Raw genomic sequence first — 16,244 nt, 5'->3', positions numbered from 1 at the left:
TCATGCCTGCAAAGGGTAAGCACCGCCGCCCGAAGTCCAGTTCGTCCCTCACCCGCGGCTTCGTCGCCGCCGGCACGGGGAGCGCGGCACTGGCGCTCCCGCTGATCGGCGCCACGGGCGCGCACGCCGCCGACAAGGCCGCGGCGCCGGTGGCCGAGGCCCCCGTGCTCACGTCGCAGAAGGCTCCGGCGGCGATAGTGCCGCAGCAGCGTACGGCGGAGCAGGCGGCGACCCCGAAGACCGACGCGACCCGTACGTACTCCGTCGTGCGCGGCGACCACCTGTCGAAGATCGCCGCCGAGAAGAACGTGCGCGGCGGCTGGCAGAAGCTCTACTCCGACAACCGGTCGGTCGTCGGCGAGGACCCCTCGCTGATCCTCCCCGGCATGAAGCTGTCGATCGGCGCGAAGGCGCCGGGCGGTTCGTCCGCCCCCGCCGCGGCCCCGGCGGAGAAGAAGGCCGCCCCCACCGAGCGCAAGGCTGAACGCACCACCGAGCGCAAGGCCGAGCGCACCGCCGAGCGCAAGGCCGAGAAGGCCCAGAAGCGCGCCGAGCAGCGCACCGAGCAGAGCCGTGAGCGCACCGAGCAGCGTGCGGCGAAGAGCGAGCGGCGCACCGAGCGCCCGTCGCAGAACACCGGCTCCAGCTCCGGCTTCAGCGCGCCCGTGCCCTCCGGCGTCTCCACTCCGTACCGCGCCTCCGGCGGCAGCTGGTCCAGCGGTTACCACACCGGCGTCGACTTCCGGGCGTCCTCCGGCACCTCGGTCAAGGCCGTCAGCGCGGGCACCGTCGTCTCCGCCGGCTGGGGCGGCTCGTACGGCAACGAGGTCGTAATCCGGCACAACGACGGCCGCTTCTCGCAGTACGCGCACCTCTCCGCGCTGAACGTCCGCTCCGGCCAGAGCGTCTCCGGCGGCCAGCAGATCGGCTACTCCGGCTCCACCGGCAACTCCACCGGCCCGCACCTGCACTTCGAGATCCGCACCGGCCCGGGTTACGGCTCCGACATCGACCCGCTGGCCTACCTGCGCAGCAACGGCGTCTCCATCTGACGCCACCCGGACGGCCCCGTCCCCGCTCGCCCTCGCCCCCGTACCGACTCCGGTGCGGGGGCGAGGTGCGTACGCCACAGTCCGCCCGTATTCCGGGTTGAACGAAACTTGACCGATGGCATATCTCACCCACCGTCACCCTTCCCTACGGTGGCGTAGGTCACTTGCGACGGTGAAGGATGTGTCAACGTGGCAGACGATTCGAGATCATTCACAGCAGGCACCATCGGGTCGTACGCGGCGATCGGGGACAGCTTCACCGAAGGTGTGGGCGATCCCGGCCCCGGCGGCGCGTTCATCGGCTGGGCCGACCGGCTGGCCGTCCTCCTGGACGACCGGGTACCCGAACACACCTTCCGCTACGCGAATCTTGCGGTCCGGGGCAAGCTCCTCGACCAGATCGTCGCGGACCAGGTCCCGCGCGCCAAGGAGCTCGCGCCCGACCTGGTCAGCTTCTGTGCGGGCGGCAACGACATCATCCGGCCGGGCAGCGACCCCGACGACGTGGCCGAACGGTTCGAGAAGGCCGTCGCCGAGCTGACCTCGGCGGTCGGCACCGTCATGGTGACCACCGGCTTCGACACCCGCGGTGTACCCGTGCTGCGCCACATGCGCGGCAAGGTCGCCACCTACTCGGCACACGTACGGGCCATCGCGGACCGCTACGGCTGTCCCGTCCTCGACCTGTGGTCGCTGAAGTCCGTGCAGGACCGGCGTGCCTGGGACCCCGACCGGCTGCACCTCTCGCCCGAGGGACACACCCGGGTCGCTCTGCGGGCCGGCCAGGTCCTCGGCCTGGAGATCCCCGCCGACCCCGACCAGCCGTGGCCGCCGCAACCCCTGCGGGGCACCCTCGAAGCGCGCCGCGACAACATCCAGTGGGCCCGCGAGCACCTCGTGCCGTGGATCGGACGGCGACTGCGCGGGGAGAGCTCCGGCGACCACGTGGAAGCCAAGCGACCGGATCTGCTGCCGCTCTGAGGCACGGTCGGCGCGGACGCGGCCTCCGGGGGCAGCGGCCGCCGCCGACCGGACGCGCCGAGCGCCCCCAGGGCTCAGGCGGGACCGGAAGGTTCGGCCGCCAGCGCTTCCGGGCCGATGAGGGACGCATTGCCCGCGACGGTGCAGGCGTACGCCCCGGCCAGCGCGCCCAGCCCGGCACACGCCTCCAGGTCCCGGCCGGCGAGACGCCCGTACAGGAAACCGGAGACGTACGCGTCGCCCGCACCGTTGGAGTCCACCACCGGGGCGGGTGGGACCGTCGCCGGGACGTGCCGCGGAGTGCTGCCGCCTTCACGGGTCAGCAGGTACGAACCGCCCGCGCCCGCCGTCGCGACCACCGCACGGGCCCTGCCCTCCCGCAGGATCTCCCGCATCACCTCACCGATCCGCTCGCCCGCGCCCGCGGCGCTCAGGAAGACCAGGTCGGCGCTGAGCGCGAAGGCGCGGTGGTGGTCCGTGATCCCGTCCCAGTCGTGCAGGTCGGTGGAGAGCGGCACGCCGGACTCGACCAGGTCCACCAGCAGATGACGGGCGAAACCCATGATCGTCACGTGGACGTGCCGGGCCCGGACCAGGTGCGGGGCGTAGAAGTCGCGCGGCATCCGCAGCCCCTCCGGGTCCCTGGCGTCGTAGAACGACATCCGGCGGCCCGCCGGGTCCACGAGGTTCACGGCCCGGCGGGTGCCCGCGGGCGAGATCATCGGTTCGAAGTCGACGCCGCCCTTGGCCATCCGCTCCCGGACCTCGCCGCCGATCCAGTCGTCGCCGATGACGTCGAGGAACTTCACGTCCAGGCCGAGCGCCCGGCAGCCGAGCGCCACGTTGCCGCCCGTGTGCCCCGGCCATTCCCTGATGGGGGAGACCCCCACGGAGTCCGCGAGCGGGACCGGCAGCGCGTCCACGCGTACGACCGTGTCGACGCCGCTCCCGCCGATCACCAGGACGTCGTACCCGCTGCCCTCGCCCGGGCCGTCCTGCTGCCCCTGCTGCGACACCGCACTCCCCTTTCCGTGCCCCGGAACCGACCGACGCCCCAGTATGGCGGGTCGGCGACAGCGCCGTGCCCGGATGCGCGGCCCTGTCGCAAGGGGGTTTGAAGGGTGAACTCCGGCCCTCTCGCCGGAGTGGCGCGGACCGGGCGTGCCCCGGGGTGCTGGGATGTCCCCCACCCTGTACCGCCGGGACATCACACCGCCCGGTCCTCGGAAGGACCCCACCCCCATGCCCCTGCCCTCCCGCTCCCCGCGCCGGACGTCCGCCCAGGTGCTCGTCGCCACCGCCCTGGCCGGCGGCCTGCTCCTCTCGGGTGCCGTACCCGCCGCGGCGTTCACCACCGCACCGGCCGCCGTCGGCGCCGCCCGCCCCGCGCCCTCCACCGTGACCGTCACCGGATCGGGTGAAGCCACCGCGACTCCCGACACGGCCTTCGTCGCGATGGGCGTAGAAACCACCGCACCGGCCACCAGGACGGCGCTCGCCGCGCAGTCGACCGCCGCCCGGGCGCTGCTCGACGCCGTACGGGCGCAGGGGGTCGCCGACAGCGACGTACGCACCGAGAGCCTCTCCCTGACCCCCCTGCACGAGTACGAGAACGGCAGCCAGCGGCTGATCGGCTACCAGGCCGGACAGAACTTCTCCGTCCGGGTCCGCGACCTCTCGCGCACCGGCGCCGTCATCCAGGCCGCCATGGACGCGGCGGGCGACGCGGGCCGCGTCAACGGCGTGAGCTTCGACGTCGCCGACGCCGCCCCGCTGCGCGCTGCCGCCCGGCGGGCCGCCCACCTCGACGCCCGTGAGAAGGCCGCCCAGCACGCGAGGCTCAGCGGACGTTTGCTCGGCAGGCTCGTCTCGCTCACCGAGTCCGACGCGGGCCGGCCACGTCCGGTGGACGTGCCGCCGGGCGCGGTCGCCGACGCACCGCCGTCCGCGTCCCTCGCCCCCGGCCAGGTCAAGGACGAAGTCACCGTGACCGCGGTGTACGAACTCCACTGATCCCCCTGCGACGGCACGCTCCGGCGGGGAGAGCGGTCCGGGCATACGACGGCGCCCGTGACCGTTCTCCCTCCGAGAACGCCCCTCGCTGTGCGGCCGTCGGTCACGGACCCGTTTCCCGGCGGTCGCACAAGGGTGCACATAATGGAGTGACGTCGACCCTTGGAGGTGCCGTGACCAGTGCGGATTCCCCGCAGAAGCCGTTGCGCGACAAGCTGCGCGGGCTGCGGACGGCGGCGTTCGGAGCCGACCCCGCAGGGGAGCGCATGGAACGCATCCGCCGTTCCCCGAACTTCGCCGACGGCGTTTTCCAGAACCCCGAGGGCACCCGCGCGGCGCGGCCCTCGTCCGGCTCGATGGCCGGCCTCATGAAGACCTACTTCCGCAAGGAGGAGCGCGTCCTGCGCGCCCCGGCGGGGACCGTTCCCGTGTACGCGACCACCCTCGCCGACACGGCGGAGCCGCCCGCGTCCGGTCTGCGCCTGACCTGGATGGGCCACTCCACCGTCCTCGCCGAGATCGACGGCAGCCGGGTGCTCTTCGACCCGGTCTGGGGCGAGCGCTGCTCTCCGTTCGGCTTCGCGGGACCCAAGCGGCTGCACCCCGTGCCCGTCCCCCTCGCCTCCCTGGGCGACGTCGACGTCGTCGTCATCTCGCACGACCACTACGACCACCTCGACATGCCGACCGTCCGCGCGCTGGCCGCCACCCGTGCGCTCTTCGCGGTCCCGCTGGGCGTCGGTGCGCACCTGGAGCACTGGGGCGTGCCGCAGGACCGCATCCGTGAACTCGACTGGAACGAGTCCACCGAGGTCGCCGGACTCACCCTCACCGCCACCCCCGCCCGTCATTTCTGCGGCCGCGGGCTGCGCAACCAGCAGCACACCCTCTGGGCGTCCTGGGCCGTCGCGGGGCCCGAGCACCGGATCTTCCACAGCGGGGACACCGGTTACTTCGAAGGCTTCCAGGACATCGGCGCCGCACACGGCCCGTTCGACGCGACGATGATCCAGATCGGTGCGTACAGCCCGCACTGGCCGGACATCCACATGACCCCCGAGGAGGGCATGCGCGCCCACCTCGACCTCCAGGGCGGCAGCCCGCACGGCGTGATGCTGCCGATCCACTGGGGCACCTTCAACCTGGCCCCGCACCCCTGGGACGAGCCCGCCGAGGGCACCCTCGCCGCGGCAGCAGGGGCCGCCGCGCGGATCGCCGTGCCCTGCCCCGGTGAGCCCTTCGAACCCACGTCGGACGTCGTGCCGTCCGACCCCTGGTGGCGCGGTGTCGCCGCCCGCGGACCGGATGCCGGGACACCGGAGGCCGTACGTCCGGTGACGGCGGCCGTGCTGGCGCAGAAGGAGACGGCCGCGTCGGCGTAGAAGGGCCGCGGACCACGTCGCGCCGGCCGCCCCGCACTGCGGGGCGGCCGGTTTTTCGTCCGTCGCTGATTTCGGTCACTTGTACGAGGTGTCATTCCGTAGCGGGACGTGCAGTGGGGAAGTTCGCCAACAGCCCCTCACGCATGGAACGTTCCCGACTACTGTGAGTGTCCGGTGATCAACGGGGGCCCGCATCACCCGAGTTGAGTTCAGCCCTGTGCGAGTGCTCTGTCCACCACCGAATCCCTGGGGCCCCACGTACCGAGGACGCTGATGTCTCATCTTCGCGCACCCTCCGCGCGAGCAGACCGCCGCGAAGGCGGGCGGCACGGTCGATCAGGGGTGCGTCCCCCGGCGGCGTCCACTCCCGAGGCGGACGTGCGTCCCCAGATGCTCCGGGCCGCCGTGCTGCCGGCGGTGGTCGTCGGCATGAGCGGAGCGGGCGCCGTGCTCCACACGTTCCGTTCGTCCGGCGCCCGGCCGACACAGAGCTTATGGGCGGGCCTCGCGGTGGCGGCGGTGCTCGCCGCGGTCGCGGTGGCGGTGGCCGCGCTGGCCGCCCATCGCACCGCGCGCTCCGTCTCCGTCCGGTGCAACGTCCTGCGCCGCGCGAGTGCCCGCAGCCAGGAGGAACTCCGGGCGGTGGTGGACGCCCTGCGCCGCGGCGAGAGCCCCGGCATGCGGCGTGCCGTGCCGACCGGGCCCCCCCGCGGCGGCGACGAGTTCGACCTCCTGGAGGTCGAACTGGGACGGGCGCACGACGCGGCCGTGACCGCCGTCGTACAGGCGTCGCAGTTCTCCAGCAGCGCGGGCACGGACCAGAAGGTCGAGGTCTTCGTCAACCTGGCAAGACGGCTTCAGTCGCTCGTGCACCGCGAGATCCAGCTGCTCGACGAACTGGAGAACGAGGTGGAGGACCCGGACCTGCTCAAGGGCCTCTTCCACGTCGACCACCTGGCCACCCGCATCCGGCGGCACGCCGAGAACCTCGCCGTGCTCGGGGGCGCCATCTCGCGCCGACAGTGGAGCAACCCGGTCAGCATGAGCGAGATCATGCGGTCCTCCATCGCCGAGGTCGAACAGTATTCGCGGGTCAAGCTGGTGCCGCCGATCGAGGGCACGCTGCGCGGACACGCGGTCGCCGACGTCATCCACCTCCTCGCCGAACTCGTCGAGAACGCCACCGTGTTCAGCGCCCCGCACACGACGGTGCTGCTGCGCGCCCAGTTCGTGACGGCGGGCCTCGCCATCGAGGTGGAGGACCGGGGGCTCGGCATGCCGGTCACCGAGCAGAACAAGATGAACGCGCTGCTGTCCGATCCCGACCAGGTCAACGTGCAGCACCTGCTTCAGGACGGCCGGATCGGTCTGTTCGTGGTCTCCGCGCTCGCCCGCCGGCACGGCATCGCCGTCCGCCTGCAGAACAACATCTACGGCGGCGTGCAGGCCGTGCTCGTCCTCCCGGAGGGCCTGCTGGGCGACGATCAGGACTCCGCGGGCGCGGTCGCCTCGTACCGGCCGGGCACCGCAGCGGCCGGGGGAGTGCCCGCGCAGCAGGGCAGCTCGCCGCCGACAGCCGGGGCGGCCCCGTCCGCCGCGCAGCAGCCCGCCCCGCCCCGACCCCCCGCCCCGCAGCCCGTCCCGTCCCGGCAGACCGGGCACCCGCCCGCGCAGGAGGGACGCCCGGAACCGCACCCGACGCCCGGGGCCGCCGGCCCCGCGCCGCTGCCCGTCCGGGGCGCGCGTGCCGAGCGGCCCAACCCGGCCGCAGCGCTCCCGGGCGTCACCCACGGCCTCGCCGCACCGCCGGAGTTCGTGGTGCCCGCCGAACCGGTGCACAGCGCCGCCCGGCCCGCCACCGAGGGTCCCGTACGGGGCCGGGTCGGCAGGCCCCGGCTGCCCCGGCGGCGCAGCCAGGAGAACCTCGTCCCGCAGTTGAAGGACGGGCCCGCCCCGTTCAAGGAGGACGACCAGCCCGTACTGCACGACCCCGGGCTGATGGCCGCCTTCCAGCGCGGCATCGGCCTGGCCGAGGCGGCCGACGTACGGACCGACGACCGCCCGCGCGAAGTGGACGGCACGCCGCGCCCCGTCCACCCCGAACCCCACGACGCAGCACCCTCCGAAGACGCGAACTTCCCCACCCCCAAGGAGTGACCCCCATGGTGAGCGATGCGCCGAGCGGCCAAGCGGCCGATCTCGACTGGCTGTTGAGCGGCCTGGTCCAACGGGTTCCCTACACCCGCAGCGCGGTCCTGCTCTCCTCCGACGGACTCGTCAAGTCCGTGCACGGCCTCGACACCGACAGCGCCGACCACATGGCGGCCCTCGCCTCCGGCCTCTACTCGCTGGGACGCAGCGCGGGCCTGAGGTTCGGCGACGGCGGCGAGGTGCGCCAGGTCGTCGTCGAACTCGACTCGACGCTGCTCTTCGTCTCGACCGCGGGCTCGGGCACCTTCCTCGCCGTGCTCGCCGGGCGGGAGGCCGACGCCGCCGTACTCGGCTACGAGATGGCGATGCTGGTCAAGAGCGTACGGCCGTACCTGGTGACGCCCGCACGGCAACGGGCGGGCAGCGCGCCGAACGCCCCGGGGCAGTGAACGTGGCGGCCCCGCAGGACGGGCCCTGGCTCGACGACGCGGCCGGCCGGCTGATCCGCCCGTACACCGTGAGCAACGGCCGCACCCGCCCCACCACCGAATTCGACCTGCTCACCCTCGTGATGGCCACCGGCGCGGCACTGCCCGTGCACCTGGGCCCCGAACACGTCGCCGCGCTCGGACTGTGCGACGACCCGACGTCGGTGGCGGAGATCGCGGGCCATCTGCGGCTGCCCGCCGTCGTCACCAAAGTGGTGCTGTCCGACCTGGTGGACTGCGGCGCGGTCCACACCCACGCACCGATCCTCCAACACACCCCGACCGACCGCGACTTGCTGGAGGCAGTGCTCGATGGTCTACGACGACAACTCTGACGACGGCTCCGCCGGCTACGGACGCGGGGGACCGGACCCCGAGGTCTTCCCGACCGCCCTGAAGATCCTCGTCGCGGGCGGCTTCGGCGTCGGCAAGACGACCTTCGTCGGCGCGGTCAGCGAGATCGACCCGCTCAGCACGGAGGAACTGCTCACCCAGGCGAGCGCCGGCACCGACAGCCTGGAGGGCATCGAGAACAAGTCCCAGACGACCGTCGCCATGGACTTCGGCCGGATGACCCTCGACGCCGACCACGTCCTCTACCTCTTCGGCACCCCCGGCCAGGAACGCTTCTGGTTCATGTGGGACGAACTGTCCAAGGGGGCGCTCGGCGCCGTCGTCCTGGCCGACACCCGCCGTCTGGAGGACTGCTTCGCGGCCGTCGACTTCTTCGAGGAGCGCGGCATCGGGTTCGTCGTCGCCGTCAACGAGTTCGACGGCTCCTTCCGCTACGAACCCGAGGAAGTGCGCGGCGCCCTCGACCTCAACCCCGACATCCCCATCGTGATCTGCGACGCCCGGCTCGCCAGCTCCGGCATCGCCACCCTGGTCACCCTCGTCAAGCACCTCCTCAGCCAGACGCCCGCCGTCCCCACCACAGCCCACGGAGCCCACCCGTGACGGGAGCCCACCCATGACGTACGACAGGATCGGTCACCTGCTGCTCACCCCCGCGGACCGCGAGGGGCCCGAACGTGCGCGCAGGCTGCGGGAGCTGGGGCTCGGCGGGCGGCCGGACCCGATGCTCGACGCGTTCGCGGTCCGGCTCGCGGAGGCCATCGGGGCCCCGTACTCCATGGTCAACTTCATCGACGAGAACCGGCAGTTCTTCGCCGGACTGCACACCCCGCACGGCACGCTCTCCGGCAGCGACCTGGGCGCCGCCGCAGCCGCCGGACGGATCGGCCGCGCCATGGCCCGCGACCACGGGTACTGCCCGCACGTCGTCGCCCGCCGCAAGGCCCTCGTCCTGGAGGACGTCTGCGACTACCCGCGTTTCGCGGGCAACCCCGTCGTCGACGAGATCGGCATCCGCTCCTACCTCGGCGCTCCTCTCATCGACCGCTCCGGCATCGCACTCGGCGCGATCTGCGTCGTCGACACCCAGCCGCGGCAGTGGGGACGCGAGGGACTGGAGACGATCAAGGCGATGGCCGGCGAACTGATGGCGGAGATCGTCCGCCGCGAGGACGGCGGGATCCGGACCTGACCCGTACACCCCGCACGCGCGCCCACGACGACCGCCCCGCCGCTCACGCATGGCGTGCCGCGCGCGGCCACGAGCAGCATCAGGAGCACACGTGCCCAGCGACGCGCCCGCTTCACCCGCCACGCCCGACCTCCGTCTCGGCGTCCTCGGCCACGGGCTGCGCGGCAGTCTCGCCCGTACGGCCCACCGCCCGGGAGCGGGAGCCCGCGTCGTCGCCGTCGCGGACCCCGACGACCGGGCGCGCGCGCAGGCGGCCGAGACGTTTCCCGACGCCGTCACGGCGGCCGACCACCGGCGGGTCGTCGAGGATCCCGGCGTCGACGCGGTCCTCGTCCTCACCCCCGACCACACCCACGCCGAGCTGGCCCGCCAGGCCCTGCGGGCGGGCAAACCGGTCTTCGTCGAGAAACCCCTGGCCATCACCGTCGAGGACTGCGACAGCCTCCTGCGCACCGCGCGGGAAACCGGCACCCGGCTGTACGTCGGCCACAACATGCGGCACATGCCCCTCGTCCGCCTCATGCGCGACCTGATCGCCGCGGGCACGATCGGCGAGGTCAAGACCGTCTGGGTACGCCACTTCGTCGGCTACGGCGGCGACTGGTACTTCAAGGACTGGCACGCGGAACGGGCACACACCACCGGGCTGCTCCTCCAGAAGGCCGCCCACGACATCGACGTCCTGCACTGGCTCGCCGGCGGTTACGCCCGCGACGTCCAGGCCATGGGCGACCTCATGGTCTACGGCGACCTCCCGCACCGCCGGGCGCCGGGCGAGCCGAAGACCGACGACTGGTACACCGAGGACGGCCACTGGCCCCCGCAAACCCAGCGCGCGCTCAACCCGGTCATCGACGTCGAGGACGTGTCACTGCTCAACCTGCGCCTGGACAACGGGGTGCTGGCCGCCTACCAGCAGTGCCACTTCACCCCCGACTACTGGCGCAACTACACCGTCATCGGCGACGCGGGCCGCCTGGAGAACTTCGGGGACGGTCCCGGCGGTCACGTCAAGGTGTGGAACGCCCGCCGCTCCGCGCACCGCTTCGACGCCGACGAGGTGCACCGGATACCCGAGGCCGAGGACACCGGGGGGCACGGCGGCGCGGACCCCCTCCTGATCGACGAGTTCCTGCGCTTCGTGCGGCACGGGGGCACCACGGACACCTCGCCGGTGGCGGCCCGGATGGCGGTCGCGGCGGGCGTCGGCGCGACGCACTCGCTGAGGGACGGCGGGACCCCGCGCCGGGTGCCCGAGCTGGACGCCGACCTGGTCGCCTACTTCGCGAGGGGCCAGACGGCGGAATGACGGATCCGGGCATGAACCGGGGCCGACGGGGGAGGGTCGGCACCGTGTCCCCCCATTTCTGACGATCCCGTAGCCCCCGCAGGACGAGAGGCAGGCCGACCCCGATGAACACCCCCGGCACCCCCGGCACGGCGACCGCGCACGACGGCGTCCAGCTCGCGACGTACACCTGGCTCCCGGACAGCGGGCGACCGCGCGCCCTGGTCCAGATCGTTCACGGAGCCGCCGAACACGCCCAGCGCTACGACAGGTTCGCCCGCCACCTGCTGTCCCACGGCTACGGGGTCGTCGCCGCCGACCACCGGGGCCACGGTGCGACCGCGACCGGCACCGGCGGGCTGGGCGTGGCGGGCGAGGACGGCTGGCGCGCGATGGTCACCGACGTACGCACGGTCGGCGACCAGGCGCGCGCCCTGCACCCGGGCGTGCCCGTCGTGCTGTTCGGGCACAGCCTCGGCGCGATGCTGGCCCGCGACTACGCGCAGGAGCATCCGGACGACCTGGCCGGGGTGATCCTGTCGGGCGTCTTCCGCAGCCTGCCGGGCACCGACCTGGACGAGGCGGTGACCCGCCTCGAACGGGAGGCCGCGGCGCAGGGCCGGGACGCGGTCTCCGGCTTCGTCCCCGAGCGGTTCGCGTCCTTCAACGACGCCTTCCCGCGCCGTACGGGCAGCGAGTGGCTCTCCCGCGACGAGGCCGAGGTCGACGCCTACGCCGCCGACGAACGCTGCGGCTTCGCCTTCAGCACCGGCCTCGCCCTGGACTGGATCCACGGCATCCGCAAGCTCAACGACCCGAAGAACATCGCCCGCATCCCCGCCGACCTGCCCTTCCACCTCGCGGTCGGCACCGAGGACCCCTGCCACCAGGGCATGACGCTCGTGTATGAACTCCTGGAGGACCTGCGCCACGCGGGCGTCGAGGACCTCACCCTGAAGGCGTACGAGGGCGCCCGGCACGAGATCCTCAACGAGACGAACCGGGACGAGGTCCACCGGGACCTGACGGCCTGGCTGGACAAGCACGTCTGACCGGGCGGAGCCCCGGCGCGGGCACCCGAACAGGGGACAGGTACGCACCGACCGCGCGCCGGTCGGGAACCCGCCCGAGCGGCTGGGCCGTCAGGCAAAGGCGTTCGCCACCAGGTCCTGATGTGCGGTATTGTTCTCAAGCGCGCTCAGCCAGGGGAAACCCCAGGTCAGAGGGCATCGGGACGTGGCGCAGCTTGGTAGCGCACTTGACTGGGGGTCAAGGGGTCGCAGGTTCAAATCCTGTCGTCCCGACAGAGATGTCGGATGTTCCGCACGTCGCAGGGGCCGTCTTCGGACGGCCCCTGCGGCGTTCCCGAGTCCTCGGCGGAGGCAGCCGCGCGGCCCGCGGCACTCTGCGGTGCCGCACTTCCCCGCGGCGCGTCCCCTCCCCTCGGCCCGCCGAAACCTCGCTCGCTGCGGTGCACCTCCACCGGACAGGCCGCGCGACGCTCATCTGCCGCAAGGGGTGGGCGCTCCGCGCCTCACGGCCCCGGATCCTTCTCCGTCAGCGGTTTCCCGCCCCGCGCCGTCACGGCCAGCGTGCGCACCGCTCCGTCCGCGCCGATCTCGATGATCGGCACCGCCTTGCGCTCGGGGGAGCCGTCGTTGCCCAGCGAGATCAGTCCGCTCGCACCGCTGACCGCCTTCACCCCGTGCAGCGAGCGCCAGATCTGAATGACCTCCGAACCGCTCACCTTGCCGTTGTTGGTCTCCGAGGCGTCGGCGACGAGCCGGACGGCGGAGATCGCGGTGAGCACCGCGTCGTGGCCCATGATGGCCTGGCCGTCGTCCAGCGCCTCCTCGCTGAAGTGGGTGCGGTACACGCCTCCCTCGCTGAACGTCCGCCGCCCCCACCCCGGGTAGGCCTCCGGCATCCGGTCCCAGCCACCCGGGTGCGCGAGACCTGTGTAGACGAGGCGGACGTTGCCGTCGCTCAGGGTGCCCTTGATGTCGTCGAACCCCTTCGCCTGCGCGGTCTGCGAGGCGTCGTCGCCGGAGACCACCAGCAGCGGTTCCGTGCAGGGGCGGTCCTTCAACGGGGCCAGGAAACGCGGCAGGTCGATGCCGCGTCCGGCGAAGAAGATGACGTCGGGCTTCTTGGCGCAGATGTTGGCCATCCGCGTCTTGAACGCGGTGGCCACCCCGCCCTGCGACGAGTCGTACAGCTCCGTCCGGCCCGCGAGCCGGTTCTTGGGCAGCGCCTTCAGGAAGCCGGCGGCCAGGGTCTTGGTGTACTGGTCCTTGGCGCTCTCGTCCTGGATGACCAGCACCCGCTTCTTCGCGTACTCGGGCTGGGCGAGGAACGCCGCCGCGGCGGCCGCCTCGTCGGAGTTGACCGGCGCGACCCGCACCAGACCCGGAACCTTGCTCAGCGTATCGGCCGTCAACAACGCTCCCACGGCCGCGAGTTGCAGCCCGCCCTCGTTCTCGGGCCGGGTGATGGTCCGGATGAGGCTCTCGGTGGCCTGCGTGCTGGTGCCCAGGCCCGTGACGGCCACGAGCCGGTCGGCGGCCGTGCGCTGCCGGAGCTGCTCCAGGGTCGCGGCGGCCTGCGCCGGTCCGTCGCCGATGTCCGCGAGCAGCAGCCTGATCAGAGGGGTGTCCCCGTACTTCGACGAGTGGTTCGCCTCGTGCTGCGCCGCGTACGCGCCCTCGATCTCGTGCCGTATGGAATCGGGGGTGTTGGTGTCCTTGTCGTCGGGGACCATCTTCATCAGGTAGACGATGCCGACATTGCTCGGGCCGCCCTGCTTCGCCGAAGCGGCGGACACCCGCTCGTTCTCCGCGCGGATCTTCCCGAAGACGTCGCCGAGGTTCTTCTCGTCGAAGGCGAACGAACCGTCCGTGACACCCACGCAGACGCCTTCCACACGCTGCACGCCGGCCGCGCAGGCGGTGTCCACCGGGGGCTCCCGCCAGGGCCCCCAGATGACCACCCCGGCGACCAGCAGCACCGCGCCCACCAGGCACAGGGCGTTTCCGGGCCAGCGCTTCCACCACGGGGGCAGCTCGCCCACCCAGCCGGAGCGGTGCCCCTGGTTCCTGCGCGGCCACTGCATGGCGTGCCCCTCTCCCGAGGTCCCGGGCGAGCCGGGCCCTTCCACGTCGGTACGGGCCGGGCCGACGCGGTGCGAGGCGCGCCGGGCCCGGGTCAGTCGGTGTAGCGGATCGCCTCGTCCAGCAGGGTGTCCGCGTCCGCGTCGGCCGCCGTCGCCACCTGCCGGAGCATCGCGCTGATCTTGTGATTGAGCTCCGGGTTGCCGAGCGGCAGCCGGTTGCGCGGATCACCCGCAAGCCACAGTGCCGCGCACAGTTCGGCGAGCGGGCGGCCAAGCGCCTGGTCCGCGTAGGCGCCGGGCGCCAACTCCCGGGCGAGTTCGCTCGCCTGACGGCGCGGCGGGCCGTCGGACAGCCACGCCCGGTACATCGGGGCGGCCGTGACGTGGTAGAGCTCGCGCAGCCAGGGTCTGAGGTCGGCGGCGCCCACACCGCGCGCCAAGTGATCGACCAGTGACTGGAGTTCGCCCTTGGCCAGCCGGTGGTAGAGGCAGTCCAGCGGGTGGTGCTGACGCTGGTGCCAGCCGGCGAGACGGGAGTGCAGCGCACGCCACCTCTCCAGCGAACCACTGGGCGGCGCGGAGAGCCGTTCGAGCAGCAGCAGCCGCAGCCAGGGATGCAGCACCGGCTGGGTGTCGTAGGTGGAGTCGGCGGTCGGCTCGCCCCTGCTGCCCGCGGTGGGCAGCAGGTAGCCGGACGGCCCGCGCCCGCCCCTGGTGTACGCGTCCTCCGGCACCCGGCGCGACAGCCACAGCCGGTCGCGCAGCTCCCGCATCAGCGTGTCGCGCGCATGCTCCGGCTGGTCGTTCAGCAGGCCCGCGTTCACCGCGGCCCGGGGCGTCCGGGCGGCCGCCACCAGCAGCGCCGCCTCCTGCTGATCCGGGGTGAGCCCCGCGAGAAGCCGCCCGTGCACGACGTCCGTCACGGGGAGGCCGACCCGCGGGGAACGTGCCCGCAGCAGCCCGCGCAGGTCGCCGTCGGTCGGCGCGGCTCCGTCGTGCAACGCGGCGACCACGTCGTGCAGCGTGCGCACGCTCCACGGGTGCCCGTAGGTCAGCCGGTGTATCAGCGGAGCGGCCCTGGGCAGCACCCAGGTCTCCGGCCGGCCGCTCTCCCGGGAGCGCTCCCGCTCGTACCGGGTCGCCTCCAGCGCGACCTCGACCTCCTCCAGGTCTCGCAGCCGCACCGGGCACCACCAGTCCGGCGGTGGCCCGTCCGGGCGCGGCCGCCACGCCGCGTAGCTCAGGGCGTCGCTGCGCCGGATGCGCGGGTCGCCGGGGCTGCCGTCGCCGGGGCCCGGCACGGCGCGGGTGGTGGAGGCCGTCGCGACGATCAGCAGCGGGTCGTAGGTGCCCGTCCGGGCCTTCGCCGCGCGCAGCCGGCACAGCGTCTCCAGGAAGTGGGTGACGTGCGGGCGGTCGATGTTGTCGAGCAGGGCGAGGCAGTTGTAGAGGCGGCCGCGCTTGGCGAAGGACGCGGTGAGATCGTCCAGGAACACCTCGCACAGCATCTGGTCCACCTGCTCCGCGTCGGCCTCGATCCCGCTGCGGCCACGCCTGTTGAGGTCGATCAGCGCTTCCACACCGGCCTGCGCGCTGCCGTTTCCGTAGGACGCCAGCGCCCGGTTCAGGACGGTGGTGGCCGGGAGGTGGGTGAAGCCGCGCACCAGGAGCCCGGCGGCCAGCTCCAGGTTCGGCACGGGAGACAGGCCCAGGTCGTCCAGCACCCCGCCCGCGGTCTCCGCAGCCCCCACCGCGGTACTGCCGCGGGCACTGGTGAGCGCCGCCTTGAGCTGCTTGCGGGCGGCGTCGCGGTTGTCCACCGGCAGATCGCTCAGGTTGAGCGCCAGCAGGCCCAGCATCAGCCGGGGGAAGCGCGGCGGATGCACCCCGGAGTGCTTGCGCGTCAGCTGGAAGGCCAGCCGCAGGGCCGTCTCGTACGGGCGCTGGACGGGCAGCGGAGCGAAGTCGACGCGTGCGGTGATACCGCCGGACGCCTCGTACGTGAAGTGGTCGAGGGCATGCGTCTTGCCGCTGCCGGGCCGTCCGAGCAGGACGACCAGCGGCAACGGCCGGGACGACTTCCGCCGCCAGCACTCCCGTACGAAGGCGGCGATCTCCGCCTGACCGGCGGGGGGCGTGCTGGAACCCTGAGGCATCCGGTCTCCCTGCGGCAGGAGTGATCGCGGAGGCAGTATCGTGTCACGAACTCGACGGCGGAGCATAGGGATTGC

The 16,244-nt window shown here is 72.9% G+C and carries 14 protein-coding genes and 1 tRNA gene; 12 read left to right on the top strand and 3 right to left on the bottom strand.

Annotated features, from left to right (window positions below; translation table 11 throughout):
* The first annotated feature begins 2 nt into the window (after positions 1 to 2).
* Complete coding sequence (locus ACQPZG_RS06005; protein ID WP_433544778.1) at positions 3 to 1,052, top strand: M23 family metallopeptidase; 1,050 nt, start codon at positions 3 to 5, stop codon at positions 1,050 to 1,052.
* A gap of 189 nt (positions 1,053 to 1,241) precedes the next feature.
* Positions 1,242 to 2,033 carry an SGNH/GDSL hydrolase family protein gene (locus ACQPZG_RS06000; RefSeq protein WP_433544777.1) on the top strand — a complete coding sequence of 264 codons (792 nt, stop codon included), beginning with the start codon at positions 1,242 to 1,244 and terminating at the stop codon, positions 2,031 to 2,033.
* Positions 2,034 to 2,107: 74 nt separating this feature from the next.
* Here the strand turns inward: ACQPZG_RS06000 and ACQPZG_RS05995 are convergent, their stop codons facing one another.
* The gene (locus tag ACQPZG_RS05995; RefSeq protein WP_433544776.1) at positions 2,108 to 3,049 is read right to left on the bottom strand and encodes a carbohydrate kinase family protein; all 942 of its coding nucleotides are present in this window, start codon (positions 3,047 to 3,049) and stop codon (positions 2,108 to 2,110) included.
* Between the two features lie 226 nt (positions 3,050 to 3,275).
* Here ACQPZG_RS05995 and ACQPZG_RS05990 point away from each other — a divergent pair, with 226 nt between their 5' ends.
* The 10 genes from ACQPZG_RS05990 to ACQPZG_RS05945 all read left to right on the top strand — a co-directional run bounded on the left by ACQPZG_RS05990 (position 3,276) and on the right by ACQPZG_RS05945 (position 12,205).
* On the top strand, positions 3,276 to 4,046 hold the full coding sequence (locus ACQPZG_RS05990; RefSeq protein WP_433544775.1) for an SIMPL domain-containing protein: 771 nt from the start codon (positions 3,276 to 3,278) through the stop codon (positions 4,044 to 4,046).
* Positions 4,047 to 4,219: 173 nt separating this feature from the next.
* Positions 4,220 to 5,428 carry an MBL fold metallo-hydrolase gene (locus ACQPZG_RS05985; protein WP_433544774.1) on the top strand — a complete coding sequence of 403 codons (1,209 nt, stop codon included), beginning with the start codon at positions 4,220 to 4,222 and terminating at the stop codon, positions 5,426 to 5,428.
* Positions 5,429 to 5,701: 273 nt separating this feature from the next.
* Positions 5,702 to 7,585 (top strand): ATP-binding protein, encoded by a 1,884-nt coding sequence (locus ACQPZG_RS05980; protein WP_433544773.1) that lies wholly within the window; start codon positions 5,702 to 5,704, stop codon positions 7,583 to 7,585.
* Positions 7,586 to 7,590: 5 nt separating this feature from the next.
* On the top strand, positions 7,591 to 8,028 hold the full coding sequence (locus ACQPZG_RS05975; RefSeq protein ID WP_433544772.1) for a roadblock/LC7 domain-containing protein: 438 nt from the start codon (positions 7,591 to 7,593) through the stop codon (positions 8,026 to 8,028).
* Between the two features lie 2 nt (positions 8,029 to 8,030).
* Positions 8,031 to 8,402, top strand: coding sequence for a DUF742 domain-containing protein (locus tag ACQPZG_RS05970; protein WP_433549278.1), 372 nt, complete (start codon positions 8,031 to 8,033; stop codon positions 8,400 to 8,402).
* Positions 8,380 to 9,024, top strand: a complete 645-nt coding sequence (locus tag ACQPZG_RS05965) for a GTP-binding protein (protein ID WP_433544771.1) — start codon at positions 8,380 to 8,382, stop codon at positions 9,022 to 9,024. The genes ACQPZG_RS05970 and ACQPZG_RS05965 overlap by 23 nt, the downstream gene beginning before the upstream one ends.
* Before the next feature lie 13 nt (positions 9,025 to 9,037).
* A complete protein-coding gene (locus tag ACQPZG_RS05960; RefSeq protein ID WP_433544770.1) occupies positions 9,038 to 9,613 on the top strand; it encodes a GAF domain-containing protein in 576 nt (191 codons plus the stop codon).
* A 91-nt stretch (positions 9,614 to 9,704) separates the two neighbouring features.
* Entirely contained in the window at positions 9,705 to 10,922 is a 1,218-nt protein-coding gene (locus ACQPZG_RS05955) for a Gfo/Idh/MocA family protein (RefSeq protein ID WP_433544769.1), read from the top strand.
* A 104-nt stretch (positions 10,923 to 11,026) separates the two neighbouring features.
* Entirely contained in the window at positions 11,027 to 11,953 is a 927-nt protein-coding gene (locus ACQPZG_RS05950) for an alpha/beta fold hydrolase (RefSeq protein WP_433544768.1), read from the top strand.
* Positions 11,954 to 12,131: 178 nt separating this feature from the next.
* Positions 12,132 to 12,205, top strand: a tRNA-Pro gene (locus ACQPZG_RS05945).
* A 230-nt stretch (positions 12,206 to 12,435) separates the two neighbouring features.
* Here ACQPZG_RS05945 and ACQPZG_RS05940 read toward each other — a convergent pair.
* Together ACQPZG_RS05940 and ACQPZG_RS05935 are read right to left on the bottom strand one after the other, a co-directional pair.
* Positions 12,436 to 14,013 (bottom strand): ABC transporter substrate-binding protein, encoded by a 1,578-nt coding sequence (locus ACQPZG_RS05940; protein WP_433544767.1) that lies wholly within the window; start codon positions 14,011 to 14,013, stop codon positions 12,436 to 12,438.
* A 92-nt stretch (positions 14,014 to 14,105) separates the two neighbouring features.
* Positions 14,106 to 16,169, bottom strand: coding sequence for a hypothetical protein (locus ACQPZG_RS05935; RefSeq protein ID WP_433544766.1), 2,064 nt, complete (start codon positions 16,167 to 16,169; stop codon positions 14,106 to 14,108).
* Between the last annotated feature and the right edge of the window lie 75 nt (positions 16,170 to 16,244).

Source organism: Streptomyces sp. CA-294286, from assembly GCF_050947155.1.
Classification (GTDB): Bacteria; Actinomycetota; Actinomycetes; order Streptomycetales; family Streptomycetaceae; genus Streptomyces.
This window is presented reverse-complemented; position numbering and strand designations above follow the sequence as displayed.

Excerpts from the sequence above, each read along its gene's own strand:
- ACQPZG_RS05975 (WP_433544772.1), top strand. The coding sequence starts at position 7,591 with ATGGTGAGCGATGCGCCGAGCGGCCAAGCGGCCGATCTCGACTGGCTG.
- ACQPZG_RS05935 (WP_433544766.1), bottom strand. The coding sequence starts at position 16,169 with ATGCCTCAGGGTTCCAGCACGCCCCCCGCCGGTCAGGCGGAGATCGCC.
- ACQPZG_RS05965 (WP_433544771.1), top strand. The coding sequence starts at position 8,380 with ATGGTCTACGACGACAACTCTGACGACGGCTCCGCCGGCTACGGACGC.
- ACQPZG_RS05980 (WP_433544773.1), top strand. The coding sequence starts at position 5,702 with ATGTCTCATCTTCGCGCACCCTCCGCGCGAGCAGACCGCCGCGAAGGC.
- ACQPZG_RS05940 (WP_433544767.1), bottom strand. The coding sequence starts at position 14,013 with ATGCAGTGGCCGCGCAGGAACCAGGGGCACCGCTCCGGCTGGGTGGGC.
- ACQPZG_RS06005 (WP_433544778.1), top strand. The coding sequence starts at position 3 with ATGCCTGCAAAGGGTAAGCACCGCCGCCCGAAGTCCAGTTCGTCCCTC.
- ACQPZG_RS05950 (WP_433544768.1), top strand. The coding sequence starts at position 11,027 with ATGAACACCCCCGGCACCCCCGGCACGGCGACCGCGCACGACGGCGTC.
- ACQPZG_RS05990 (WP_433544775.1), top strand. The coding sequence starts at position 3,276 with ATGCCCCTGCCCTCCCGCTCCCCGCGCCGGACGTCCGCCCAGGTGCTC.
- ACQPZG_RS05960 (WP_433544770.1), top strand. The coding sequence starts at position 9,038 with ATGACGTACGACAGGATCGGTCACCTGCTGCTCACCCCCGCGGACCGC.